General features: G+C 61.3%; 19 protein-coding genes and 2 pseudogenes. 6 read left to right on the top strand and 15 right to left on the bottom strand.

Annotated features, from left to right (window positions below; all coding sequences use genetic code 11):
• The first annotated feature begins 155 nt into the window (after positions 1-155).
• Positions 156-848, top strand: coding sequence for a FadR/GntR family transcriptional regulator (locus GPJ75_RS19020; protein WP_163270242.1), 693 nt, complete (start codon positions 156-158; stop codon positions 846-848).
• A 184-nt stretch (positions 849-1,032) separates the two neighbouring features.
• Positions 1,033-1,617: an HPF/RaiA family ribosome-associated protein gene (locus GPJ75_RS19015; RefSeq protein WP_163270239.1), complete on the top strand. Its 585-nt coding sequence runs from the start codon at positions 1,033-1,035 to the stop codon at positions 1,615-1,617.
• Between the two features lie 215 nt (positions 1,618-1,832).
• On the opposite strand, the gene GPJ75_RS19010 is transcribed toward GPJ75_RS19015, so the two are convergent.
• The 4 genes and pseudogenes from GPJ75_RS19010 to GPJ75_RS18995 form a co-directional block, all read right to left on the bottom strand.
• The gene (locus tag GPJ75_RS19010) at positions 1,833-2,963 is read right to left on the bottom strand and encodes an ABC transporter substrate-binding protein (protein ID WP_425483172.1); all 1,131 of its coding nucleotides are present in this window, start codon (positions 2,961-2,963) and stop codon (positions 1,833-1,835) included.
• Between the two features lie 98 nt (positions 2,964-3,061).
• Positions 3,062-3,811: pseudogene (locus GPJ75_RS19005) on the bottom strand (ABC transporter ATP-binding protein); the annotation flags it as partial.
• The gene (locus tag GPJ75_RS19000) at positions 3,805-4,881 is read right to left on the bottom strand and encodes a FecCD family ABC transporter permease (RefSeq protein ID WP_163270233.1); all 1,077 of its coding nucleotides are present in this window, start codon (positions 4,879-4,881) and stop codon (positions 3,805-3,807) included. The gene GPJ75_RS19000 and the pseudogene GPJ75_RS19005, both read right to left, overlap by 7 nt.
• Positions 4,871-6,010: an ABC transporter substrate-binding protein gene (locus GPJ75_RS18995; RefSeq protein WP_163270230.1), complete on the bottom strand. Its 1,140-nt coding sequence runs from the start codon at positions 6,008-6,010 to the stop codon at positions 4,871-4,873. The genes GPJ75_RS19000 and GPJ75_RS18995 overlap by 11 nt, the downstream gene beginning before the upstream one ends.
• 110 nt (positions 6,011-6,120) lie before the next feature.
• On the opposite strand from GPJ75_RS18995, the gene GPJ75_RS18990 reads away from it, so the two are divergent.
• The gene (locus tag GPJ75_RS18990; protein ID WP_163270227.1) at positions 6,121-6,909 is read left to right on the top strand and encodes a class I SAM-dependent methyltransferase; all 789 of its coding nucleotides are present in this window, start codon (positions 6,121-6,123) and stop codon (positions 6,907-6,909) included.
• 57 nt (positions 6,910-6,966) lie between these two features.
• Here the strand turns inward: GPJ75_RS18990 and GPJ75_RS18985 are convergent, their stop codons facing one another.
• From GPJ75_RS18985 to GPJ75_RS18970, 4 genes are all read right to left on the bottom strand, one after another.
• Positions 6,967-8,304 (bottom strand): HlyD family type I secretion periplasmic adaptor subunit, encoded by a 1,338-nt coding sequence (locus GPJ75_RS18985; protein ID WP_163270224.1) that lies wholly within the window; start codon positions 8,302-8,304, stop codon positions 6,967-6,969.
• Between the two features lie 13 nt (positions 8,305-8,317).
• Entirely contained in the window at positions 8,318-10,579 is a 2,262-nt protein-coding gene (locus GPJ75_RS18980; RefSeq protein WP_163270850.1) for a type I secretion system permease/ATPase, read from the bottom strand.
• A gap of 99 nt (positions 10,580-10,678) precedes the next feature.
• Positions 10,679-12,643 carry a hypothetical protein gene (locus GPJ75_RS18975; RefSeq protein WP_163270221.1) on the bottom strand — a complete coding sequence of 655 codons (1,965 nt, stop codon included), beginning with the start codon at positions 12,641-12,643 and terminating at the stop codon, positions 10,679-10,681.
• 123 nt (positions 12,644-12,766) lie between these two features.
• The gene (locus tag GPJ75_RS18970) at positions 12,767-14,443 is read right to left on the bottom strand and encodes a hypothetical protein (RefSeq protein WP_163270219.1); all 1,677 of its coding nucleotides are present in this window, start codon (positions 14,441-14,443) and stop codon (positions 12,767-12,769) included.
• Positions 14,444-14,928: 485 nt separating this feature from the next.
• On the opposite strand from GPJ75_RS18970, the gene GPJ75_RS18965 reads away from it, so the two are divergent.
• Positions 14,929-15,414, top strand: a complete 486-nt coding sequence (locus GPJ75_RS18965; RefSeq protein WP_163270217.1) for a hypothetical protein — start codon at positions 14,929-14,931, stop codon at positions 15,412-15,414.
• Positions 15,415-15,486: 72 nt separating this feature from the next.
• Here the strand turns inward: GPJ75_RS18965 and GPJ75_RS18960 are convergent, their stop codons facing one another.
• The 6 genes from GPJ75_RS18960 to GPJ75_RS18935 all read right to left on the bottom strand — a co-directional run bounded on the left by GPJ75_RS18960 (position 15,487) and on the right by GPJ75_RS18935 (position 22,226).
• Complete coding sequence (locus GPJ75_RS18960) at positions 15,487-16,260, bottom strand: exodeoxyribonuclease III (RefSeq protein ID WP_163270215.1); 774 nt, start codon at positions 16,258-16,260, stop codon at positions 15,487-15,489.
• A 12-nt stretch (positions 16,261-16,272) separates the two neighbouring features.
• Positions 16,273-16,914 carry an alpha/beta hydrolase family protein gene (locus GPJ75_RS18955; RefSeq protein ID WP_163270212.1) on the bottom strand — a complete coding sequence of 214 codons (642 nt, stop codon included), beginning with the start codon at positions 16,912-16,914 and terminating at the stop codon, positions 16,273-16,275.
• Positions 16,915-18,006 carry a tetratricopeptide repeat protein gene (locus GPJ75_RS18950; protein ID WP_163270210.1) on the bottom strand — a complete coding sequence of 364 codons (1,092 nt, stop codon included), beginning with the start codon at positions 18,004-18,006 and terminating at the stop codon, positions 16,915-16,917. It lies immediately after the preceding gene.
• The gene (gene ku / locus GPJ75_RS18945) at positions 18,003-18,887 is read right to left on the bottom strand and encodes a non-homologous end joining protein Ku (RefSeq protein ID WP_163270208.1); all 885 of its coding nucleotides are present in this window, start codon (positions 18,885-18,887) and stop codon (positions 18,003-18,005) included. The genes GPJ75_RS18950 and ku overlap by 4 nt, the downstream gene beginning before the upstream one ends.
• Before the next feature lie 17 nt (positions 18,888-18,904).
• On the bottom strand, positions 18,905-21,349 hold the full coding sequence (ligD, locus tag GPJ75_RS18940; RefSeq protein WP_163270206.1) for a DNA ligase D: 2,445 nt from the start codon (positions 21,347-21,349) through the stop codon (positions 18,905-18,907).
• Positions 21,350-21,425: 76 nt separating this feature from the next.
• On the bottom strand, positions 21,426-22,226 hold the full coding sequence (locus GPJ75_RS18935; protein ID WP_246249130.1) for a pentapeptide repeat-containing protein: 801 nt from the start codon (positions 22,224-22,226) through the stop codon (positions 21,426-21,428).
• Positions 22,227-22,705: 479 nt separating this feature from the next.
• On the opposite strand from GPJ75_RS18935, the gene GPJ75_RS18930 reads away from it, so the two are divergent.
• Complete coding sequence (locus tag GPJ75_RS18930; RefSeq protein WP_163270204.1) at positions 22,706-23,419, top strand: GGDEF domain-containing protein; 714 nt, start codon at positions 22,706-22,708, stop codon at positions 23,417-23,419.
• A 68-nt stretch (positions 23,420-23,487) separates the two neighbouring features.
• A pseudogene (locus GPJ75_RS18925) lies at positions 23,488-23,824 on the top strand (type II toxin-antitoxin system VapC family toxin); the annotation flags it as partial.
• A 41-nt stretch (positions 23,825-23,865) separates the two neighbouring features.
• Here the strand turns inward: GPJ75_RS18925 and trpA are convergent.
• Positions 23,866-24,677: tryptophan synthase subunit alpha (gene trpA, locus GPJ75_RS18920; protein WP_163270193.1), on the bottom strand; the 812-nt coding region annotated here is incomplete at its 5' end.

The following is a 24,677-nucleotide window of genomic DNA, read 5'->3' as shown; positions in this document are numbered from 1 at the left end:
ATATCTATAATGGTTAAAGAGCAGAGCTTGATTGGTCAAGCGCAATTGAGGTGGCCAAGCGAAATAGCGTCCTTGCAGAAATGCCGATCGATTGACGCCCGGCTGCAATCGCTTTAACAGCAAGAACCATGATCAACGGCAAATTGGTTAAACCAATGGAGAATCTGGGGAACGGCGGTCACGCCGCATTGGTACAGCTTCAGGCCTATCTCGCGCAGATGGACCTGTCCGGCGAGACGCGGCTGCCGCCTGAGCGGGAGCTTTGCGAGAGCCTGGGCGTGTCACGCGGCGACCTGCGCAAGGCTCTGGCGATACTCGAGAGAGACGGCCGCATCTGGCGCCACGTCGGCAAGGGAACCTTCGTCGGCAGCGGGCCGATCGAGGAGACGATCGGCATTTCCGAGATCGCCAGCCGTACCAGCCCTGCCGACGTGATGCGAGCGCGGCTGATCATCGAGCCGGAGATCGCACGCGAGGCGGCCTTGCATGCCACCCTCGATGACATCGCCGCGATGCGCCAGTCGATGGCGCAGACGCGGGTCGCAGAGACGTGGCGGCAATACGAGAACATCGACAACCTCTTGCACCGGCAGATTGCGCAAGCGAGCCGGAACAACGTCTTACTCGGTATTTTCGACGTGCTGAACGCCGTGCGCCGCACCGTGGTGTGGGGTCGCCTGCGCTCCGACGGCAACCGCCCGCCGACCGACCACCACAGCTTCACCGACCATGAGCGGATCGTCGATGCCATTGCCGAGCGCGACCTTGCTGGCGCCGCCGCGGCCATGCGCCTGCACCTGCAGCAGGTCGGCAGGCGCCTTATCCCACTTCATGAGGCAGCCGAATAGCGGAAGCGCCTCCTTCGTGGAGGCGATGATGGCGTCGGAAAAGCTCACCGTCACTATTCCGCCGTCGTTTACGGCCATTCTCCCTCGGACCTTCCGTTCTAACGCGCCCGCCGCGGCATCTTTCGTTCGTGGGAACAAGTCGCGCCGGCGCGCGTTGGAGGCGGCGAGCACGCACGAGGACTGAATGGACATCCCCCTGCAGATCGCCTTCCACAGAGCTGAGAAATCCGACTGGGCGGAGGCGGAGATACGCTCCCGCGTCGACAAGCTGCAGTCCTTCTACGACCGCATCATCGGCTGCCGTGTGACGGTGGACCAGCGGGCGCGTAACGTCGAGCGTACGCTACCGCCGGTAGTGCGCATCGAAATAAGCCTTCCTGGCACGGCTCCGCTCGTTGTTTCCTACGAGCCCGACCGCCTCCAGCAGAAATTCCAGACCCCAGAACTCGGCAATGCGATCAATGACGCCTTCGAGATCGCCGAGCGCCGGCTCGCCCGGTTGAAGGAGGCACGTGAAGATCGCGAGAAGGCACCACCGCATGACGCCCAAAACCAGTTCCTGGGCCAGGTGGTGCAGCTTTACCCTAGCGAGGACCACGGCTTCCTGCTGACGAAGGAGGGTAGCAGCCTCTACTTCCATCGCAACGCCATGCTGCAGGGCGACTTTGACAAGCTCCGCGTGGGCGACGAGGTCCATTATGTGGAGGAAGTGGGCGACACCGGACCGCTGGCCACCAAAGTGCGCGTGGTCTCGGCGAGACGGAAGTGAGCGCTTTCCCTACTGGGTCAAGGGCGCCGGTCTTTCCCATCATATGATCAGCTAAGCCCGGGAACCGGCCAGGTCGCTGACGTCGCACCCAGAAATGACGTAGACAAAATTTCGATCCGACCGTGAGGAAGTCGAAGGCGAGGCGCTGGGCTGGAAGCTCGCGAGACGAAGTTCGTGTGTCCGGGTCTCGCCGGCCGTAATGGCATCAGACGATCCTATTCAACCTCCGCCAGTGATCCCCAATAGCCGGGCTGGTAGTCGATTGGCAGGAACTCGTCGTGTAGCTGCCGGAAGGTCTCGTCCGGGTCGAGGTCGGAAAACAGCTCAGGGTGGAACCACTTGGCCAGTTGCTGGACGGCCACGAACTGGTAGGGGCTGTTGTAGAACTGGTGCCACATGGCGTGGAACGCCATCGTCTTCTGGGCTTCGATGCCCGTGTAGGCGGGGCGGGTAGGATAGAACGCGAGCTTGCGCCTGACGTCTTTCGGATCCGCGCCCGGGCCCACCGGCACCCAGTTGCCGTCATGGACATAAGCCTCCCAGTCGGCGGTGGTGACGAGGACATGGGCGGGGTCGGCGGCGATGACCTGCTCGCCATTGAGCTGGCCGAAGGTGCCCGGGACCAGGTCCTTTGCGATATTACTGCCGCCCGAAAGCTCGACGAAGCGGCCGAAATTCTCGTTGCCGAAGGTATGGCAGCAGTCCTCATAGTAGCCGCCGGCCCGGTCGATGAAGACAGCGGGGCGCTCAGGCTTCTCTGCGGTGATCACGTCGGTGACGCGCCTGATCTGCTCTTCGCGGAAGGCGATCAACGCCTCCGCGCGCTCTTCCTGCCCGAAGAGTTTGCCGAAGAGCCTGATTGTCGGCTCGGTGTTCTCCATCGGCTTGTAACGGAAATCGACATAAACGACGGGAATGCCGAGCGCATCCAGCTTCTCGATATACTGTGCGTCGGCGGTCGCCTGCATGGTCTCGACGTTCAGGAACACGACGTCGGGCCTCTGCGCGATCGCGGTCTCGATGTCGATCAGGCTTTCCTCGTAGCCGGCAAAAGTAGGAATTTCGGCCAGCTTCGGAAACTTCGCCAGATAGGCCTCGTATGTTTTAGGGTCGGCCTGGATGAGGTCGTTGCGCCAGCCAGCGACGCGCCTGGCGGGGTCGTCCCGGTCGAGGGCCGCCACGATATAGAGCTGCCGCCCCTCGCCGAGGATGACGCGCTCGACGGGTGCATCCACCTCGACCTTTCGGCCCGCCACGTCGGTCACGGTCACGATCTCGGCCAGGGCGCCGGAGACGTTCAGCGCGAGCCCTGCGGCCGCACCCAGCGCCACTGTGACTGCCTTCACGATGCCTGGGCGGCCATTTCTACACATTTCCGGTTCTCCCGATTCGGATTGCGAATACTGGTTTCGGCGGTGGGCGGGGCGAATGTCCGGCGCTCGGCCGCCACCCCGTCGACGATGACGTGTCCGATCCCGCGCGAGCAGGGCTCGATGCGTGCATCGACGTGATAGACATCGCGCAGCAGCGCCGGCGTGACGATGTCGGAGGAGGGGCCGCAGGCAACGAGCCGGCCGTTTGCAACCACCATCGTCTGGTCGCAGAAGCGCAGCGCATGGTTCAGGTCGTGCAGCGCGATCAGCACGATCATGCCGCGCGCGCGGGCAAGGCCCTGCATGAGGCCAAGCACCTCCACCTGGCGGGAGAGGTCGAGCGCGGACGTCGGCTCGTCCATCAGCAGGATCTCCGGCTCGCGCACCAGCGTCTGGGCGAGGCTCGCAAGCTGCCGCTGGCCGCCGGAAAGCTCACCGATGTTGCGGAAGGCGATGTCGGAGATGCCGAGCGCTTCCATCGTCTCGTCGATGCAGGCGAGATCCTCGTCGTCGACGGACCAGCCCGCCCCCTGCTTGCGGGCGAGCAGCACGGATTCATAGACGGTGAGCACCGCGTTGGCGGAGGTGTCCTGGGGCATATAGCAGATGCCGTTCGGCCCCCGAAGCGCGCCCTCGACATGCACCTTACCCGGCCCCCGTAAAAGGCCGGCTACACGCTTGAAGAGTGTTGACTTGCCGGCGGCGTTCGGGCCGATCACGGCCACCATGTCGCCGCCCCTGAATGCCGGCGTCGTCACGTCTTCGAGCAGCAGCCTCCTGCCATAGCGCGCGCCGAGCGTTTCGAGCCGGATCGTCACCATGAGCGCCTCGCACTGGACAGGATGAGGGAGATGAAGAACGGGATTCCGATCAGCGACGTGACTATGCCGATCGGGAAGATTGTGCCGGGAATGAGCAGCTTGCTGACCACGGAACTGGCCGACAGGATCAGTGCACCCGACAGCGCGGAAGCCGGCAGGAAGAAGCGCTGGTCCTCGCCGATGATCATGCGCGCGATGTGTGGGCCGACGAGCCCGACGAAACCGATCGTGCCGACGAAGGCGACGGGAATGGCGGCAAGCAGGCTGACCATTATAAGCGTCTCTAGCCTAAGACGCGCGACCTTGATTCCGAAGCTCGCCGCCTTGTCCTCGCCCAGCCGCAGCGCCGTCAGCGCCCAGGCGCGCCGCGCGAAGACGGGCAGGACTGCTAGAAGCACCAGTGTTGTGAGGCCGAGTTTGGGCCAAGTGGCCTTGGTCAGGCTGCCCATGGTCCAGAAGACGACGGCCGCAAGCGCTTCTGCAGAGGAGAGGAACTGGACGAGTGAAAGGAGCGCGTTGAAGGTGAAGACCAGCGCGATGCCAAGCAGCACGATGGTCTCGACCGTCACGCCGCGCTTGACACTGAGCAAGTGGATGAGGAGGGCGGCGAGCATCGCCATCACGAAGGCGTTGATCGGCACCACATATTCGATGGCCGCGGGGATGAGCGCCACGCCGAAGGCGAGTGCCAAGGCCGCGCCGAAGCTGGCGGCGGCGGAAATGCCGAGCGTGAAGGGACTTGCGAGCGGGTTGTTGAGGATCGTCTGCATCTGCGCACCCGCGACGCTCAAGGCCGCGCCGACGACGACGGCCATCAGCGCCACGGGCATGCGGATCTCCCACAAAACCACGCGCACCTGCTGCGAGACGGTATCGGGTGCGAACAGCCCCTGCACCACCTCGCCGAGGCCGTAGCGGGCGGGTCCCAGGGCAAGGTCGACGCAGAGACTGGAGAGAAGGGCCGCGCCGAGGCCCGCAAGAATCAGCTGCCGCCGCCAGACGAGGGCACGGTAATGTCCGCGCCCGCCGCCGGTGTCGAGCGCGGTGGCGGCTGCCCGATCATTCGCCATCGGCGAGCGAAACCCAGTGGCCGGGCTTGTAGGCGACGGGCAGGAACCTCTCGTGCAGCTCCTCGAAGGTCGCCTCGGGGTCGAGATCGGCGAAGAGCTCTGGATGCAGCCACTTCGCCATCTGCTGGATGGCCACAAACTGATAGGGGCTGTTGTAGAACTGGTGCCAGATTGCGTGCACTTGGTCGTTCTTCACCGCCTTGACGCCAGTGAAGGCCGGACGTTCGGTAAGCCCCTTGAGCTTGCGTAGCGCCTCGGCCTCGTCCTGGCCGGGGCCGACGCCGACCCAGGCGCCACCCGGCACGTAGGCCTCCCACCAGCCGCCGGTGGTGATGAACTGATCGGGATCGGAGGCGATGATCTGCTCGGGGTTCACCGTGCCGAAGGTGCCGGGAATAATGTCCTTGGCGATGTTCTCGCCACCCGCCATCTCGACGAACTTGCCGAAATTATCGTCGCCGAAGCTCATGCAGCAGTCTTCCGAATAGCCGCCTGCGCGCTCGATGAAGACAGTCGGGCGTCCTGGGTTTGCCTTCCCGATCACATCGGTGACGCGTGCGATCTCGGAAGCGCGCCAGGTGATGAAGTCTTCCGCCCGCTCCTCCTTTCCGAAGAGCTTGCCGAACAGGCGCATGCTGGGCTCGGTGTTGGCAAAGGGGTGCTCGCGGAAGTCCACATAGACGAGCGGAATGCCTGCGGCGGCAAGCTTCTCGATATATTTTGCGTCCTCGGTCGCCTGCTTCGACTCGATGTTCATGACGACAGCGTCTGGCTTCAACGAGACTGCCTGTTCCACATCGAAGGTGCCGTCCTTGAAGCCGCCGAAGGTGGGCAAGTCCGCCATCCGCGGGAATTTTTCGAGATAAAGGGCGTAGTTGTCAGGATCGGCGCTCTTGAAGTCGTCACGCCAGCCTACGATCCGCTTGAATGGTTCCTCCGTGTCGAGCGCCGCCACGAGGTAGATCTGCCGGCCTTCGCCCAGGATCACCCGTTCGACAGGCACGTTGACCTCGACCTCACGCCCGGTGACGTCGGTCACCGTCACCGTTTCGGCGCTCGCATCGAGCATGGTCGACAAGACGACGAAAACGGCAGCCGCTGTACCTGCTGCGACGTTGCGGAAATCCATGGCGCTCTCGCTTGAAAGTTGATTGTGCGGTGGACTTATAAAATACGACTTCTTTTCTCAAGAAATATCTTTTAGAGCGATTCCAAAGTGGTGAGGCAGCGGGAGACGGAATGACGGGGCAGAGCAACTATTCGTTGCGCGAGGAGATACGCGACTACTGGTCAGTGCGCGCCGAGACATTCGATCTCTCGGTAGGGCACGAGATCTTCTCGGAAGAGGAGCGTGCGGCCTGGCACAGGCTGTTCCTAAAGCATCTGGGACCGGGGGAGGGGCGGCGGGCGCTCGACCTTGCCTGCGGCACGGGTGTCATCTCACACCTCATGCACGAACTGGGCTTCTCCGTTGTCGGGCTTGACTGGTCGGAGCCTATGCTCGCCAGGGCGCGCGCGAAGGCGGTGGAAAGGGGAAGCGGCATTCGCTTTCTGCTGGGAGATGCGGAACGGACGCTCGAAGAAAAGGAGAGCTACGATGTCATCGTCACCCGCCATCTTGTCTGGACCCTGGTCGACCCGCAGGCGGCCTTCGCCGAATGGTTCTCGCTCTTGAAGCCTGGCGGGCGCCTGCTGATCGTTGACGGCGATTTCGTCACGGAGACCTGGGCGGGCCGTCTCCGCAAGGCAATTGAAAAGCTCCACATCGGAAAGCCCGCGGGCGACAGTGATATAAGATTGCAGGCCACGCACCGCAGCATCCTTTCCCGCGTCTACTTCTCCCAAGGTGTCAGAGCGGAAGACATAAGTAGGCTTCTCGACGAGGTGGGTTTCGAGGCGCCGGTGATCGACCCGCGGCTCGACGCGATCCATCGCGCGCAGGCGCGGCGGATGGGCTTCCTCAAGGCGCTGGAGCGCGCGATGCAGTGCCGCTATGCCGTCTGTGCGCGAAAGCCATCCGTTTCATGACCCGGCGGTGTGGCCGATCAGTCAGTTCGGCGGCAGCGCGCCGATAAACGCTTGACCTCAGCGCTCCGAGAAGGCACGCGACATGCTGTCGGCGATCGGCCTGGTTATATAGCTGAAGAATGTACGCTCGGCTGTTTGGATAAGGATTTCGGCCGGCATTCCTGGTGTCGGAGAGAAACCTCTGACCCTTGCCAGCTCGCTCGGAGGCAGGCGGACGCGCGCGAGGTAGACTTCCTGATCCTGCGCTGCCTTCTCTCCTGGCAGCGCGTCGGCGGAAACGTAAAAGACTTCGCCATTCAGAACGGGAGTTGTGCGCTGGTTGAGCGCAGTCAGTCGCACAGTCGCCTTCTGCCCGCGTCTCACGCTGTCGATCTCGGTTCGCGGTATCTGTGCTTCGATGATGAGCGGTGCTCCCGCTGGCAGGATTTCCAGTATGCCTTTACCACTCTCGATCACGCCACCTGGGGTGTGATAGTTCAACCGCACCACGGTTCCGGCAACTGGCGCGTTGATCGTCGCCCGCTGCAGAATGTTTTCCGCTGCCCGAGACTGTTCTCGAATGGAGTCGAGTTCCCCCTGGATGCCCTCCAGCTCATCGAGCGCGGCTTCGCGATAGGTACTCTCGGTCTGGATGATTTCCTGCTCCTGTTTGCTGATCTGTGAGTGGGTTTCGGAGACTTCCGCCGTCAGGCGGCCGATCTGGCCGTTCGCTTCCGCGATCGCCCGCTGGATAGCCTTTATCTCTGTCTTGCGGATCAGCCCCTGCTTCAAGAGGATCTCCTTCCCTTCCGCCTCTTCCCGCAGAAGCTTCAACTGGAGGACCATCGCATCGCGTTGCTTTTCGTAACCTTCAGCGCGATACCGCAACGCCTCGATATTTCGCTCGAGCAAAGCTATCTCGCTGTTGCGCTTGGATTTCCAGGCTTCAAAGTTGAGCCGCTGCCCTTCCAGCATTGGAGCGATATCGACATCGCCCTGATTGTCCGCAACGAGGGATGGAAACACCAGCTCATCGGATCCGGCGAACTGGGAGGTAAGGCGCGCGGCGATGGCCTCAAGCCTGATGCGCCGCAGGAACAGCTCCCGTTCCCTAGCCAGCGCAGCCGTTTCGTCGAGGCGTACCAGCGGCTGATCTAGCTCGACCTGATCGCCTTCGTTGACCAGGATTTCCTTGATGATCCCTCCCTCGAAATGCTGGATGACCTTGTTTTGTCCAGTGGCGACGAAACTGCCCTGCGTGATGACTGCCGCCGCAAGCGGAGCTGTAATCGCCCAGCCCCCGAACCCCCCGAATGTCAGGGCAAGGAGTGCGAGGCCTACGGTCGTCTGCTTCCGGATCGACCGGGGAACGTCGGAGTACCATTCGATGTCATGAACTTTCGCAATGTCGGACATTTTACGATCGCCTTCAGCTTATCTGGTGCCCGAAGGAACCGTTCTCTATGCTCACCCCGCGCGTCGAAAGCGCCTGCAGGACGTCTTTGCGCACGCCGAACAGAGCAACGGTGCCGTTCACCAGAAGCAGGATCTTGTCGACATTGTTGAGCAGTGCTGGCCGCTGCGTGATCGTGATCACTGTGATCCTATTTTCCTTGGCGTGCTCGAGCGCGCGCACCAGCGCTGCTTCCCCGGCGCTGTCCAGGTTGGAGTTGGGCTCATCGAGCACGACCATGCGCGGGTTACCGAAGAAGGCCCGAGCAAGGGCGATGCGCTGCTTTTGGCCACCGGAAAGCGGCGCTCCGTCCGCGGCTACGACCGTTTCATAGCCGTGCGGCAACGTCGCGATCATCTCGTGGACATCCGCAAGCTTCGCCGCCTGGTAGATCTGCGCGTCCGTGGCATCGTCGCGCATGCGCGCGATGTTGGCCTTGATCGTGCCGGGAAAGAGCTGAACATCCTGCGGCAGGTAGCCGATATTCTCACCGAACTGCCGCTGATCCCAGTTGCGCAAATCCATAAGATCGAGCCTGACGCTGCCCGACGTCGGAAGGATGGACCCGACAAGCATCTTACCGAGCGTCGTCTTGCCGGCGCCGGAATTTCCGATGACGGCAAGAGAGTCTCCCGGCGCCAGTGAGAAGGAAATCCCGTTGAGAACGACCCTCTTGGTTCCCTGCGGCACATAGAGCAGCCTTTCCACGTCCAGGCGTCCTTCCGGCCGCGGCAGATTCAGACGCTCGAAATTGAGCGGCGATGACTTCAGCAGTGTCGATATGCGTTCGAACGCCGAGCGAGACTGGCTGTACTGGTTCCATCCCTCGATGGCGCCTTCGATTGGTGCTAGCGCGCGGCCCGCGATGATGGAGGCTGCGATCACCATGCCGCCGGTGATCTCGCCTTCGATCGCCAGATAGGCGCCCCACCCGAGCATGGCGACTTGCGTGAGGAGCCGCGAGCCTTTCGACAGGGCGGCAAAGACGATGTTGCGATCCTGCGCGATGACCTGTGATTTCAAGGAACCGGCCGTATCCTTGCCCCAGATCTGCACGGCCTCCGGTATCATCGCCAGCGCATTGATAATCTGCGAATTGCGCGACATGGATTCCAGGTGGAGGTTGGCTTTGACCTGCGCGGTGTTCGCCTCCCCGAACGGCCCCGCGGTGGCGCGCTGGTTGATGAGTGTGAAGACAAGCAGCAGAAGGGCCGTCACCACGACGATCGAACCGAGATGCGGATGGATCAGGAACACCGCGAGCACAAACAGCGGGGCGATTGGCGCATCGAGGAAGGAAAGCAGCGTGCGTGAGACAAGGAACGAGCGGACCTGCTGCAGATCGCCGAGCGTCTGATACTCACGGCCGTTTCCATGTAGCGAAGCCCGTGCTGCCGCACTGAGGATAGGCGAACCCAATTGTGCAGCGAATTCGACAGCTGTCCGCATGAGAATGAAGCGCCGTATCGCGTCGAACACCGCCTGCAGAACCACCGCCCCGACGATGACGATTGTCAGCATCACGAGCGTGTCGAGCGATCGGCTCGTCAGGATGCGATCCGAAATCTGGAAAAGATAGATCGGGATCGCCAAAACCAGGGCATTGCTCGCCACTGTGAAAATCATGACGATCAGGAGATTCTGTCGAACCGCAGTCAAACCGGCCTTGAGGCTGGCAGCAAAGTCGACAGGCCCAAGCCTCTTGTGAAAAACGCCATCACCACCGCCCGGTCCCTTACCGCTCGGTCCTTTGCCGCTGCCGGGGTTGGCTGCCCGGTCGGCCGGGCGTTCGCGCGCCTTGATCGGGGCACGGTCTCCGTCGATGGTGACAATGCCTTCGGGGCGGTCACCATCTTTCATGGCCGGCTTCGATAGTTCCTGTATATGCGGTGTCTCTGCTGGTGCTGAGCCGTTCTCCCGCGGGCGGGGTTCTCCGGCCTCTTTTCGCCTGTCGGCCATCTCCTGCCGTAGGGATTCTTGCCGAACCTCTTGAGGTCGATGCTTATCACCGTTTCGGGCATCTTCGGGCTGATACGGCTCAGCGGAATCCTGCCGCGGCTTCACTGCGGAAATTGGTCGTGCGGCTTCGCGTTCTGCCAGGTCGCTGGCTCTTTTCAACGCCGCCTCCTCGAAGATTTCCTGCACCAAACGGTCAATCTCTGATGTCCCTCGCTCGATCTCCGCCTCCTGCGGGTGTGGTCGACGGGAAAGACTTTCACCTGCCCTAATTTGCCGCATGGCAGCCTCTGGTTGATGAACGGCCCACCCTGGCATTTTGCCGGGCAAGCCTGATGGTATGTCGCGTTCGTCGCCCACTGATACCGCCCGGGAAACCCGTTATCCGATCATGGTGCTCAGGCCGTCCGACTGCAGATAGTCTGCATCGTACTGGCCAAAGTTGCCCGGCGGCTGCTCGCTGGTGTCCATCATGTCGTCGTCGAGAAACGCGACGGCTTCGTTGACCAGCACGTTCGGGTCCTGACCGCCGAAATCCGGTTCAGTGGATATGATATCCGCCTGTACGAGGACCTCGTTCGAGTAGTGGCCGCCGCCGACATAGGTTTTCCCGACCGAATCCAGATCCTGGATGGCAGCGTTGTTCAAAAGCGCATTTCCGCCGGTCGAGACAGACCATGCAGCATCCGGATAGGCATCCTTCGCATGCATCGCCAAGGCGAGTTGGTCGTTGTCGCCCAGAATATTCGTCTGCTTGACGTACTGGAGGTTAAGGAGGTCGCCCTTGACGTAAAGCACACGCAGGGGGCCGTATCCGGCAAAGGCGGAATCCGACAGCAATTCATTGTTCAGGTAGTCGTTGCCTGCGGCAAGATCGTTCGCCACCTCAAGATAGTGAGCCGGCAGTGTTTCGAACCGATCTGCTGCGCCTACGTTGTAGATGCTGGCTTGATTCCAGAGCAGATTTCCCGAGGTTGAAATGGAGCCGTCACCCGTGGTCCAGAAACCGTCAACAGCCCCGACGAGGTCGTTGTCGCTAAGAACGTTCAGCTGTTGAATGATGTTCGCATCGAAGACGTTTCCACCGATGATGATAAGATCGTAGCCGAAGCCGAGCTCCTCGATCGAGATATCGTTGAATGCCTTGTTGTCACCGGAATAGACGCGAGTGGTAACGCCCGAAGAGGAGAGAATGCCGACGTCGTTGTCCATCATGAAGATGAACTGCTCAAGCCAGTTCATCATCATGAGATCGCCGTCGATTTCCTTGATCACCCAATGTTTGGGGAAGCTCATCGCTCCATTGGGCGTGTCATCGTCAAAGGAATCGAAGCGCTCGAACTTCGCGATATTGAAAGCCTGTGTCGGGGCAGTGTCGTGTAGCCATCCGCCTACCGCAGAGGAGATATAGTCGTTGTCGCACCAGGCGTTGATCTGGAAGATCGCGTTGATCTCGATGTGCTTGCCGACGACTGCCGTTACCGGCGACGACGTCCAATAGTTCTGCAGAACGGCATTGTTGAGCAGAGTGTTGCCACCGGTCTCTACGTCGACCGACTGCTCGATGACGAGGCCGTTTTCCGTAAGCTGGACATTCCCGGAAGGGGCCTCTTCAGGCTCTTCGCCAAACGTGTGGTAGTCCTCGAGTTTGGAAGCTTCGTCGACTTCTTCGCCGTTTTCGAACGTCCCTTCAATGGTGGGGGACTTCTTCACAGATACGCCGCCCTCGGAATCCTCGGGAAGCTCGTCCAAAAGCTCCGAAGCAGCCGTCACGAAGCCCGCGACTTCCGCGGAAGAGCCGGGCATCTCAAGTTCGAGGATGGGCATCAGGTTCGCCGCCGCACCGGTCAACGCCGCGATCTGAAAGTTACTGGCAGGGATCGGGTTGAAGAACAGACCATGCCCACCGACGCCGAAGTAGTCGTCGTCCGACAGGCTAATGTCCTGCTTGATGTAGTTGGCGAAGGATCCCAGCGTCTCCACCTCCGGCAGGATGATCTTATGGGAAGCGTGGCTTATGATGGGTAGGGAGAAGGAGATCGGAGTGGCTATCTCGTATGCTCCCGACAGCTCGACATCGGGGGGAACAAAATTGATATAGCTCCACGGGTGCACGACAACCCATTCGGGCGCGGAAGCGCGATAGGCGAGATCGGGCTCAAAACCGACGAACCGGAAGGGAGCGGCGAACGGTATCGCCGCCGCGTTCAAGTCGGCAAGCTCGGGATCGTCAGCCTTCTTGGCACGAAACTCGTCATATGCGTCCCGAAGCCGCGCTTCTTCGACTGTAATCTCGAACAGGCCGATAAAGTGTGCAATGGCTTCCGTAATCCTGTCCATGTGCATGACACACCGCTCCTGACGAGGTCGGCTGGCCGTGTGGCCGGTCGTACCCGGTTAAGGTGGACTGCGCGGAGAACCGCGCAGTCCTGGTTGTTCAGTTTCGCTCGGAGGCGAACCGGGGCGCCTTTAGGCAGTGGCGTCGTCGAAGTCCTCGCCAGCAACGCTGCTGGTGAGGTCGCCGCCCACCACGGTCATGTCGATCGCGTTCTGCTGCAGGTTTGCACCCATCACGATCTCCTGGTTGAAGGCGCTGGTGTTGACGATGGAGTCTGCCGTCGCGGTGCTATGACCGTTGACGTAGCCATCATCGCCATTGTTGGAGCCCCACGTTCCACCAGCACCGCCATTGCCGCCGTTGCCGTTGGTCGCAAAACCGCCATTGCCACCGGCGCCGCCACCGTCGGCAAACGCCCAGCCGCCGAAGCCGTCACCGCCGTCGCCGTTGGCCCAGGCGCCGCTCAGAGCGTGACCGCCATCTCCGCCGCCGGCAAAAGCGTTGCCACCTTCACCTTCGCCGCCGATGGCCCAGCCGCTCGTGGCGTCGCCGCCGGCACCGTTGCCGCCATTGCCGCCATCACCGCCAACGCCCAAGCCAGCTCCGGCACCAACGCCGCCGCCAAAACCGGCGCCGAGGGCATCGCCGCCAGCGCCGCCGTCGCCGGCATCATCAGCGTTGCCGCCGTTACCGCCGTTACCGCCTTCGCTGGTGCCGCCGTTGCCGCCCTGGCTATTGCCGCTGTTGCCGGCGTTGCCGGCATCGCCGCCGAAGTTGAGGATCGGAATGCCAGCGAAGAACGCGTCCACGGCGTCTCCGCCCTCGGCATCGCCGCCGTCACCGGTTTCCTCAGCGTCGCCGCCATTGGCTTCGTCGCCGTTGCCGCCGCTGCCGCCGTTTCCGCCTTCGCTGTCGCCGCCCTCTTCACCGTCACCGGCGAACGCTGCACCGACACCGAGGCCCAGGCCTAGGCCGAGGCCGACACCGACGCCTGTCGCGCCGTTGCCGCCATTACCGCCTTCGCCCTTGCCGCCGTCGGCCTTGCCGGTATCGGCCTTGCCGCCTTCACCCTTGCCGCCATCGGCATCGCCGCCATCGCCTTCTCCGCCGGCCGCTATGCTGACGGCTAGACCGCCATCGCCTTTGCCGCCGTCGCCTTTGCCGCCGATGGCAAAGCCGCCATGGCCACCGTCACCACCGTTTGCGTCGGCGTTGGAACCGCCAGAACCGCCACCGCCACCGGCATCGATCCCGTCGTCCGCCTTGGCGAAGCCGCCGTGAGAATCGATCTCTTGCCAGAACTGGTCGTCGTTCTTGACCTCGGCGCTGTGCAGCATGTCGTCATCAGAGATGTTGGCGGCTTGGTTGATGACGTTGCCGACGTCGTTCCCGGCACCGTTGAGGGATTCTTCGAGGACATCCTCGAAGTTGGTGTTGAACATGCCCTCAATGGTGTTGAAGCCCTTCATGTCGATATCGGCGAAGTCGTCGTCCGAGGGCTTGTAACCGTGCAGATCGATGCCAACGTCTACATCCACGTCCACATCGGTCTCGTTCTTGTTGATATTGACACTCTTGTTTAGGTTGGCATTGGCGTTTGCGTTGCCGTTGCCGTTACCGTTGAGGTTGCCGTTGCCATTCAGGTTGCCATTCCCATTGAGGTTCAGGGACGTGCTTTCCTGTGATTGCTCCTGCCCTTGTCCCTGACCCTGTCCTTGTCCCTGACCTTGGCCTTGTCCCTGACCTTGGTTCTGTTCCTGTTCCTGGTCAGGATCAAACCAACCGAAAAGGTTGTTCCAGATACCCATGATCGTGTCCTCTCTTTCGAGGCCGCGACAGCTTAACCGCTATTCATCTCCTTAGGGCTTTCGCTGCGCGGGCGTTGAATTTCACTAACTTCGTTTGGCGGCCGGACGCGCATCGACGCGGACGAATGCCATTTTCCTTTGCTCAGTTTCGGTGATGCAGTTCCTCCCGTTCTTGTCGCCGGGAGATGGCGGACTCTTCCGCTCCCGGCCTACGAGAGGCAGTGTGTGGCCGGTAATGAACCGACAGAAGACACCAGTTCGGCCTAGGCTGGTCGGTGGGGAGCCCGCAAGTGAAGTAGATGCCGGCCATCGGGTAGGCCCATCTAATCAAAATCGGTGGGGCCCCTCGTCTGGAAGGTGTTGCCCATAAGGCCTTGGGTCTGGCCGGAGGTTAGATCGTTCGGACTATTTCCGGCTGTCAATTGCCACGTCTACATTCTACCCTGTCGCGATTGAAAACGGGGAAGACCGAAGGCCGGCCATCGATGCCCAAGCTCCAGGATATCCTGCTTCTTGTAGGGCAACTGAACTACACGTGGACCAACACGGAAAGCCTGCTGATCTACCTGATCGCGGGGCTTGCCGGCGTGGACAAGGAAACGGCGATCATAATTTTCCTGACGCTGAACACACCACGCGCCAGGATCGATCTTGTCGAGCGTCTTGCGAAGATGCGGAAGACGCCAGCGGCGTGTAGGTCGGAAATCCTTGAAGTCACTCGGCAATTATCGAAGGAAGCAAGCCTTCGCAACAAGTTCAACCACTGCATCTATTCTTTCGACCCCGAAAGCGGGCGGGGAATCACGCAGCTGATGCGCATTTTCGAAGGCAAGGATGACATCAAATACGGTAAGGTCGAGAGCCTCGATGACCTGGAGGTCGAGAAGATAAAGAAGAGTGTCTCTTCGCTTGCCGAGATAAACAAGACAATCTGGGCCATTGCCCGCAAGTACGATTTTCCAACGTCGTGAGTGCTATGCCATCGCTCGCCACTCGCTCGCCGTGACGGATGCGGATCCCAAAGTTGGGCAAGCGAAATATGATCATCCTTCCAGATCGATCCAGACAGGGGCATGATCGCTGGCATCCAGATGGCCTCGGATTTCCCTGTCGACATCAGCATCAGCCAGGCGGCGCTCCAACGCCGGGCTGAGCAGGAGATGGTCGAGGCGCAGGCCGGCATTTCTCTGCCATCGGCTCCGTCGGTAGTCCCAGAAAGTATAGACGGTCTCGTCCGGGTGAATCTTGCGGATCGCGTCAATCCATCCCTGCGCAAGCAGTCTGCGGTATGCTTCCTGGCTCTGCGGTTGGACGAGGGCGTTGTTGTCGTAGGAACGGGTGGGATAGATGTCGTGCGGCTCCGGGACAACGTTGTAGTCACCGGCAAGAACGGCCGGAACGCTTGCTGAAAGAAGTTCGGCCGCGTGGACGATCAGCCGTTCAAGCCAGGCAAGCTTGTAGTCGAACTTCGGTCCCGGCTGCGGGTTTCCGTTGGGCGCGTAGAGCGAGGCAATCAGGACACCGTTTACCGCGGCCTCGATATAGCGAGCTTGGCCGTCATCGAAGGCGCCAGGCAGGTCCGCTCGCGTCAGCACCGGCTCGGCATCGCGGGCAAGGATCGCAACGCCGTTCCAGGAGGATTGCCCGCGCCAGACGGCGCCGTAACCGGCTCTCTCAAGGGCTGCACGCGGAAACTGCGCGTCGGCCGCCTTCAGTTCCTGCAGGCAGACCACGTCCGGCTCCGCCTCGCGGAGCCACTCGAGCAGATTATTCAAACGCCGGTTGATGCCGTTAATGTTGAAGGTCGCGATCTTCATGCGTTGCAGCCGTTAACGCGCGACCTTTTCGGCCCATGAGCTCACCGCCGCCGCCATCGTCTTCAGATGATCGGCAGCAGAGTAGCCCGATATCGACTTCCGGGGTTTCAGATCGTGATCTCCATCCTCGAGCCAGAGGATCTCGATACGATCGGATAGCGCGTAGCCGGCGACTTCCTCGCGGGTGCCGAATTGATCGCGCGTGCCCTGGCAGATCAATGCCGGTGTTTTCAGGCCAGCCAGATGCCTCGTCCTGAGTTGTGTCGGCTTTTGAGGAGGATGGAAAGGATAGCCGAGGCAGAGGAGGCCCGCGATCCTGTTCTCGGCAAAAAGATCGTCTGCCACCATGCTGGCGACGCGGCCACCCATCGACTTGCCGCCAATGATCAGTGGAGCATTCGCGCCGACTTTGGCGACTGCGGCTCGATACTCGTCCTTCAGCGTTTCTGCTCGAGGCGGGGGCTTTCGCCCGGCTGAAGTCCGGCGGCCCGCCATGTAGCCGAATTCGAAGCGGGCGACGCGAAATCCTGCGTCGCCCAGCGCCTTTGCGGCAGCCGTCATGGACGCGGAGTCCATCGGCGCACCGGCGCCATGGGCAAGCAGGATCGTCGTGCGGGCATCCTGAGGACCATCGAAGAGGAACTGTCCGCTCATTCAGCCCGCATTCCTTGTGGCGAAATGAAGATCGACGAAGTGGACGCCTTTGGTCGCATTGCGCGCCCACTCGGAGTTCTTGTCGAGTTCGAGATAGCGGGTCCACCACCTGCGTGCATCGGCAAGATTATCGGCCTCAAACTCCAGGGCTGCCAGATTGTAGATGGCATCCGCATAACCGCCGTCGAGGACGATCGCCTTTTGCAGATATTTGCGCGCCGAACCCGGATGCCCCGTTTCTTTCAAGAGACTTGCAAGATTGAACCAGGCCTCAACGAACTCGGGATCGAGCTTCAGAGCAAGGAGATAGGCCTGGCGCGCTTCATTCGACCGGCCGACTGCGCGCAGGCTGTTTGCACGATTGAAAGCGGCAACCGCGTCACCCGGGTCAAGGGACAGGCACCGCTCGTAAAGCGCAGCGGCCTGGTTATACCGTTCCCCCGCCTCCGCCTCTTCCGCCCGCTCGAAAAGTTCTTCCAGCTCTATATCGCCTACCCGGTCTATCGGCAGCAGCAGCTGACCGTCAAGCTCACTCAGTCGTTCGCCCATGCGGGCGTAGATCGCATCCCGCCCTTCCGCCTCGAGCGACAGCGAGGTGAGCGTCGTCACGGGATTTGACGATCGATGTACGGATTTGACGATGGCACTCCAGCCGGCTCCGCCTGCGATCAGGCTTGCATATTTCTTCGCCAGGATCAGATCGCGGAATGAGTAAGGTTCGCGGTCATGTTCGAATGCATCGAAGAGAGACAAGAGTGCGAATTGGCGCTCGGCAAGCTTCGACTGCTCGAGCAGTTCCAGTCGGCTGATGGATGAGGCCGCGGGCGCCTGCAAAAGCCCCAGGAGCCGGAGGAAGCCATTTTCGCTGACGGGGTAACGGCCGGCACCACATTGAGCATCGAAGCGAGCCTCGATTTCCACCTCGCCGTCGCGCGAAAGAAGCTTCCGGCCGAAGACGACGTGCGAGGTCTTGCGGGTCACGCCGCTTCTGAGATGCCCTTGCTGCCTTTCCACCTCCCGTGCTGCCAGTCGCCTGGGAAAGGCCGCCAGCGCGCCGACGATACCGAACGTTTTTCCCGCTACCGAGGTCACGCCTTCTTCCGACTGGTGCGCTTGGAAGCCGGCCTTTCAGCACCTGCCGCTACCTTGGCCGCTGGCTTTGCCGCCGGCTCGGACTTGGTCTTGCTCTTGGCCGGAGGCTTCGGCTGCGAAAGGCTGGCCTTGAGCGCATCCATGAGATTGATGACATTGCCACGCTCGGGTGCGGCGGCGACAATGGGTTTGTGTCCCTTGAGCTTCTCCTTGATCATGCTCATCAAGGCGATTTCATAGCGATCCTCGTAGTCGGCGGGATCGAACTCCGTCGTCTTCTGCTCGATCAGCTTCTCGGCAAGCTCCAGCATTTCCGGATCCGGGTTGCCCACCGGAATGTTGCCGAAATACTCCGCCGTCCCGCGCACCTCGTTCGGGTTTCTCAGCGTGCAGACGAACATACCTGTTTCGCGCGGAGAAATCGTGATCACGCGCTCGCGGCTGGAAAGCACCAGCCGAGCGATCGCCAGCTTCCCGGATTTTCGTAGCGCCTCGCGAAGCACGACGAACGTCTCTTCGGCCATCGCACCGTCGGGAGCGAGATAATAGGGCGTGTCCTGATAGATGATGTCCACTGAATCCTCGTCGACGAAGGCCTCGATGTTCATCGTATGGTTGGACTCGATACGCACACTTTCCAGATCCGAATCTTCAATGATGATGTACTGCTTGTCCTCATACTCGTAACCCTTCACGAGGTCGGACCGCTCGACCAGCCCCAGTTCCGGATCGACCGGCTTCATGTTGATCCGATTGTGCGTGTCCTTGTGGAGCTGATTGAAGCTGATGCGGTCCCTCGAACTCGTAGCCGGGTAGAGCCGGACGGGGCAGCTCACCAGGCTCAGCTTCAGGTAACCCTTCCAACTGGCTCTTGGCGCCATGACAATCTCCTACGCAACTACTTCCTTGCCGCCTGCAGGGCAGGTAGGTCCCGAGCAAAATCCGAGATTTCAGCCCAAGGATCGCCGGAAGTCGTTAACAAGCCCGGAAGAGAAGAATAGTTCAAATCTTCCGGAGCGTCGATGGATTCCACGTCGGCCCAACTCAGCGGCGTCGATGCCGGCAGGTTGGTTCTGGCGCGCAGGGAATAGGGAGCGGCAGCCGTGGCGCCGCGCGCGTTGCGGTGGAAATCGATGAAGATCCGGCGTTTCCTGTTCTCCTTCCCCATGGTTGTCGTGAAGGTCCCGGGCGCGGTTGCTGCGATCTTGGAGGCGATATCGCTCGTTCGTTGGTGGACCTGTTTCCAAGCGAGCTTCGGCTTGATCGGCACGACCACGTGGATGCCCTTGCCGCCCGACGTCTTGACGAATGGGAAGAGCCCGAGACTTTCGAGCTCGGCGCGGATGTGAACCGCCGCCTCAACGACCTCTCGCCAACCGATCCCTTCGCCGGGGTCGAGGTCGAAGACGATCCGATCCGGCTTCTCGAGCTTCCTGCGCATCGCACCCCATATGTGGAATTCGACAACGCCGAACTGAGCGAGAGCCAAATAGGCCTTTGCATCTTCCACAGCGAGGTAGGTCTTCGTCTCCCCTTCGGAATTGACAGCGGGGAAAGTTGCAACGGATGCAGGCATGCCAGCGAATGCGTGGCGTTGGAAGAAGCAGTCCTGCGGCTTGCCCGTCGGGCAGCGCATCAGCGACACCGGGCGGCCGATGACGTGCGGCAGCATGAAGTCGCCGACTAGCGCATAATAAACGGCGATGTCGAGCTTGGTCGGCCCAGATTTTCCGAACAGGCGCCGTGTCGGATTGGTCACCCACACGGAGGCGAGATCGGCATCGGAAATCAGCCGCTTCCGCTCGACCGGGGACGTATTGCCGGATAGTTCCGCTTCGCGCAGACCCTTGAACACGGCATGGCGAAGCATGTTGTCGGTGGTGCGGTTGGCGTAGTGGATATGGGCGGAGAGAACCGGGCGGACCCAGATGACATCCTTGGGCGCGCCTTCAAGCTTCACCGCGCCTGGTCTGAGCGGCTCCAACCGCTCGCGAAGCCGGCCGAGTGTCTCAGCATCAAAGCCCGTGCCGACTTTGCCGCGATAAGAAAGTTCGCCATCCTCCCACTCGCCAAGCGCCAGCGCGGCTATTCCCTCTGCAGCCTCGGAAACCGTGTAACCGGCGATGACGAAGTCGCCCACCTGCAAGGCCTTGGTCTTCGTCCATGTCTTCGAGCGGCCCTGATGATAAGGAGCCGAGGCCCGTTTTGAGACAATGCCCTCCAGCCCCATCTCGCATGCCTGATCGTAGAACGCCTTCCCTCCGCCGATGATATGGTCACTGAGCTGAATGGCGGAGCGCCCCGTCACGTGAGCGGAAAGCAGGCCTGCCAACAGCTCCTTGCGGTGTTGGATGGAGACATTGGTGAGGTCCCAGCCGTCAAGATACACGAGGTCGAAAGCGTAGAAGAGTAGTTTATGGCCGAGCCCCTCGGCGAGCGCATCCTGCAGCAGCGCAAAGCGGCTGACGCCGTTCTCATCGAGAACCACAACCTCGCCGTCGATGATAGCTTGGCGGCAAGGAAGCGGCGTGAATACGGCGGCGAGATCACGGTAGCGCTTGGTCCAGTCCAGCCCGCCACGGGTCGTCAGCCGCACTTTGCCGTCCGATATATGCACCATCGTACGGTAGCCGTCGAACTTGATCTCGTGCAGCCAGTCGTCTCCCGCCGGAGGATTGCTGGAGGGGCTGGCAAGCTGAGATTCGATGCGGTCGGGGAGAGGCGCCTTCACCGCTCCAGCGAGCGTGCCGGGTTTCAGCGGGCCCGAATGCTTCCGCTTCTCGATCAGCTCCTCGATCAGCCGGCCGCTTTTGACACTTTCGGGCCGCGCGGCGAGGATATCGACGGTACTGTCCGCTGCGAGATCCTTTTCCTTGAAGAGAAGCCAATTCCGCTTTTGCTCGCCGGGCTTGGGCTTCAGGCGCGCCAGCATCCAGCCGCCATTCAGCTTTTCACCGGCCAGGCGGAATTTGAACGCACCGGAAGCCAGGCTCTCCTCGACGTCGTCCATGGGTGCCCAGACGCCACTGTCCCAGACGATCATTGGGCCGCCGCCATACTCGCCTTCCGGGATGACGCCCTCGAAGTCTATATATTCGAGAGGATGATCCTCGGTCTCGACCGCCAGCCGCTTTTCCGCCGGATCAAGCGAAGGCCCCTTTGGAACGGCCCAGCATTTGAGTGTATCGCCGATCTGGAGCCGCAGATCATAATGGTCGGCCGTCGCCCAATGCTTATGAACGACGAAACGATTGTCCCCGCCGCCGCCGACACTTCCGACCGGCTCGGACGTTTTCGAGAAGTCGCGTTTGCTCTGGTATTCTCGCAGCTCGGTCTTGGCCATGACATGACTATGACCGAAGGATCATGCTTCGCAAGTTCGTTGTGGACACTTCTCGACCGGCCATTCACGCCGCGGCTTATTCCAGGATTGCACGATTGAGGTTGAGGGCCTGGTCAAGACCGATAGCCTTGTCCCGGCCGGTCGCACCAGCTAGTCGTGTCGAGGTGAGATCGGCGCCGGTGAAGACCGCTCCCTCGATCGTGGCGTCGTCGAAACTGGCGCCGCCGAGCAGCGCAGAGGTAAAATCCACCCCCGAGAGGTTCGCTCCGCGCAGGCTTGAAAATTCCAGATCGGCGCGGGAAAGGTCGGCGCCAGTAAGATCGGCGCCGTCGAGAGAAGCTGACTTGAGAACGGCGCGGCCAAGCCCCATGGATTGGTTGCGCATGTCGGCGCCAAGCCGCGCATTCACGAGCGTCGCGTTCCTGAGGCTGGCGCGTGTCAGATCGCCGATGATGCGGGCGCCGGTGAGGTCAGCGCCGTCGAAGCGGGCGCCGATGGCCTGGGCGGCGAACAGGCTGGCGCCGGTAAGGTCGGCGCCGGAGAGATCGACGTCGAGCAGCCACGCCTGATCGAGCGTTGCCTCCGCAAGGCGGGCGTTGACAAGGCTCGCATTGTTGAGCACGGCGACGCGCATATTGGCCCCGGTGAAGTTGAGGCCGGACAGGTCGAGGCCGGCAAGGCGGCGTCCCGAGAGGTCTGCGGGCTTATCGGCTGTCGCTGCCGCGAGGATTTCCTCCACGTCGGCGCGCGTCATCTCGGCCTGGGTCATCTGCGGAGAGGTGAGGTCCACACCGCCGAGCATGCCTTGTGTCGGGGCCGGCCCGGCACTGGCGCAGATGGCCATACAAACATACGCCGCCATAGTGGCGCGCCGCATTTCGACATCCTCCTGCCAGCAAGCCGTTGACCGGCATTTGTGAACAACCTGTGCCTGCCGAAAGTGATTGCAACAGCAATGTGCCAAGGGGTCAAGGCCGGTAAGCGTGGCCGCCGATGCACGGCCGTTGCAGACGCTGGAGCGGATCTGTGAAAACCTTCACGTATCCACTCATTGCTTTACCGATAGGATGCGGACGGTCGGATTGCGGGAGAAATCGACCGAGATGGAAGATGACACCACCTCTTGAGCCAGCGTCGTCGGATCCGTCGCGTAATGAAACTGATGGTCTCGCACGCACAACAGGCATATGCCGGCGAGATCACTGCACACGCTCGGAAGCGGGCTGGCTCGCAACTTGCCTCACTGGCCTTGATCTTGAGAAAGTTTCTTAAACAAAATTCATCTATGGTTGTCGCCCAAGCGGGGCATCTCTAGCGATGGTAAGTGAGTGGGCGCGCAGGTTTTGGCGGTTACCGATGGTGTGGCAATGCAGCCTTGTCGTCGCTGCCGCGATTCTGGGAGCAGAAGCGCTAACGCTCTTATTCTATTCGATTTTCTTCAGCGATCGTCTCTATCTCGATCTGCTTCTCACCGCCATTATCGTGCTAATCGTGGCCTATCCGCTTGCATATATATTCCTTACCCAATCCGTTCGCCTGCTGCACCTGACCGAGGCGATCGAACGCGCCTCCCGTATCGACGACCTAAGTCAGTTACTCAATCGCAAGAGCTTTCTCGCGGAAACAGATGCTCTGCTCACCAGATGTTCCACCGGTAGTGCGGGGACATTCCTTTACTTGGATATCGATCACTTCAAGCTGATCAACGACGAGATGGGGCATGCTGTCGGAGACGAGGTTATTCGTAGAATGGGCCTCGCATTGCAGCCTTGGGCCGGGAAAGGGAATGTTGTCGGGCGTCTTGGTGGCGAGGAGTTCGCGATATTCATGCCCGGCGGCGATCCGGGAGATGCGCAGGTCTTATACCGACACATTGCCCTGAAAGCCAAAGACATTGGCCAGGAGCTTGGCCTTGGCTCCCAGCACGTTTGTCTAAGCGCGGGCGTGGCTTCGCATCAATCCGGACAGTCCCTCTCGGCCCTCATGAAGCTCGCCGACGAAAACCTTTACAAGGCCAAATCCGGTGGCCGGAACAGATTGGAGTCTGGATATCCAGGGATTGCGGCATAGCGTCGTCCAGCCAATTGAGAAGATGAGGACAAACCATCAGGCCTTTCGCGGTGGATCCTCGCGATTTGGTGTCCCAGCTTGAGGCGGCGAGTTTAAGCGGGCCACTGCTGATCAATGATGTGGTCTATGCCGAACTTGCGGTTAGGTACGAGCGCATCGAGGACACTCGGAGTGTTTATGGACGAAGCCGGGCTGGAAATGACGCCGATGCCCCGGGCAGCTCTTTTTCTGGCCGGGAGGGTCTTTACGCAATACCGCAAGAGGGGCAGGGCGCGCACAGGCGTGCTGCCCGACTTCTTCGTCGGCGCCCACGCAGCTGTCGGGCAGCTCCCACTGTTGACTCGTGATGTTGGGCGCTATCGGACCTATTTTCCGACATTGAAACTGATCGCGCCTAATCCCTGATGGCCACGTCAAATTAGGCAACACGGGGCGGGGGAGGGGCCTCAAAGTCGCGCCTCTTTGACGCCCTGTGCCAGTCCTCTGACGAGTGTCGAGACGGCTTCGGCGGGGTCTGCGGTTGTTTTGCCGTCTTGGCCGAGGACATTGGCGATGGCGTTGACGATGGCGGTGCCGACGACGACGCCGTCGGCGGCGGCGCCGATGGCGCGGGCCTGGCTGGCGGTCTTGACGCCGAAGCCGACGCAGACGGGCAGGTCGGTGTGGCCCTTGATGCGGGCGACGGCGGCGCTCACCTTCGCCGTGTCGGTCAGCGCCGAGCCGGTGATGCCGGTCATCGACACGTAGTAGACGAAGCCGGAGGTGTTCTCGAGCACCTTGGGCAGGCGCCTGTCGTCTGTGGTGGGGGTGGCGAGGCGGATGAAGTTGATGCCGGCGGCCAGCGCCGGCAGGCACAGCTCCGCGTCCATCTCCGGCGGCAGGTCGACGACGATGAGGCCGTCGATGCCGGCTTCCACCGCATCCTTGAGGAAGCGGTCGACGCCGTAGATGTAGATGGGGTTGTAGTAGCCCATCATGACGATCGGCGTGGCATCGTCCTCCTGGCGGAAGCTCTTGGCCATCGCAAGCGTCCTGGCCAGCGTTTGTCCGCCCTTCAGGGCCCGCAGGCCCGCCGCCTGGATGGCCGGGCCGTCGGCCATGGGGTCGGAGAACGGCATGCCGAGCTCGATGATGTCGGCGCCGGCCTTGGGCAGCGCCTTCATGATGGCGAGCGCGGTCGCGTAGTCCGGGTCGCCGCCCATGAAATAGGTCACCAGCGCCGGCCGGTTCTCCTGCCTGAGCTTGGCGAAAAGCGTGT

Origin of the sequence: Chelativorans alearensis (assembly GCF_010993735.1) — a bacterium.
Lineage (GTDB): Bacteria > Pseudomonadota > Alphaproteobacteria > Rhizobiales > Rhizobiaceae > Chelativorans > Chelativorans alearense.
Note: the sequence above shows the minus strand (reverse complement) of the source record. Positions and strands in the feature narration are given on the sequence as shown.

Excerpts from the sequence above, each read along its gene's own strand:
- GPJ75_RS19020 (WP_163270242.1), top strand. The coding sequence starts at position 156 with ATGGAGAATCTGGGGAACGGCGGTCACGCCGCATTGGTACAGCTTCAG.
- GPJ75_RS19015 (WP_163270239.1), top strand. The coding sequence starts at position 1,033 with ATGGACATCCCCCTGCAGATCGCCTTCCACAGAGCTGAGAAATCCGAC.
- GPJ75_RS19000 (WP_163270233.1), bottom strand. The coding sequence starts at position 4,881 with ATGGCGAATGATCGGGCAGCCGCCACCGCGCTCGACACCGGCGGCGGG.
- GPJ75_RS18995 (WP_163270230.1), bottom strand. The coding sequence starts at position 6,010 with ATGGATTTCCGCAACGTCGCAGCAGGTACAGCGGCTGCCGTTTTCGTC.
- GPJ75_RS18990 (WP_163270227.1), top strand. The coding sequence starts at position 6,121 with ATGACGGGGCAGAGCAACTATTCGTTGCGCGAGGAGATACGCGACTAC.
- GPJ75_RS18985 (WP_163270224.1), bottom strand. The coding sequence starts at position 8,304 with ATGTCCGACATTGCGAAAGTTCATGACATCGAATGGTACTCCGACGTT.
- GPJ75_RS18980 (WP_163270850.1), bottom strand. The coding sequence starts at position 10,579 with ATGCGGCAAATTAGGGCAGGTGAAAGTCTTTCCCGTCGACCACACCCG.
- GPJ75_RS18975 (WP_163270221.1), bottom strand. The coding sequence starts at position 12,643 with ATGCACATGGACAGGATTACGGAAGCCATTGCACACTTTATCGGCCTG.
- GPJ75_RS18970 (WP_163270219.1), bottom strand. The coding sequence starts at position 14,443 with ATGGGTATCTGGAACAACCTTTTCGGTTGGTTTGATCCTGACCAGGAA.
- GPJ75_RS18965 (WP_163270217.1), top strand. The coding sequence starts at position 14,929 with ATGCCCAAGCTCCAGGATATCCTGCTTCTTGTAGGGCAACTGAACTAC.
- GPJ75_RS18960 (WP_163270215.1), bottom strand. The coding sequence starts at position 16,260 with ATGAAGATCGCGACCTTCAACATTAACGGCATCAACCGGCGTTTGAAT.
- GPJ75_RS18955 (WP_163270212.1), bottom strand. The coding sequence starts at position 16,914 with ATGAGCGGACAGTTCCTCTTCGATGGTCCTCAGGATGCCCGCACGACG.
- ku (WP_163270208.1), bottom strand. The coding sequence starts at position 18,887 with ATGGCGCCAAGAGCCAGTTGGAAGGGTTACCTGAAGCTGAGCCTGGTG.
- ligD (WP_163270206.1), bottom strand. The coding sequence starts at position 21,349 with ATGGCCAAGACCGAGCTGCGAGAATACCAGAGCAAACGCGACTTCTCG.
- GPJ75_RS18935 (WP_246249130.1), bottom strand. The coding sequence starts at position 22,226 with ATGCGGCGCGCCACTATGGCGGCGTATGTTTGTATGGCCATCTGCGCC.
- GPJ75_RS18930 (WP_163270204.1), top strand. The coding sequence starts at position 22,706 with ATGGTGTGGCAATGCAGCCTTGTCGTCGCTGCCGCGATTCTGGGAGCA.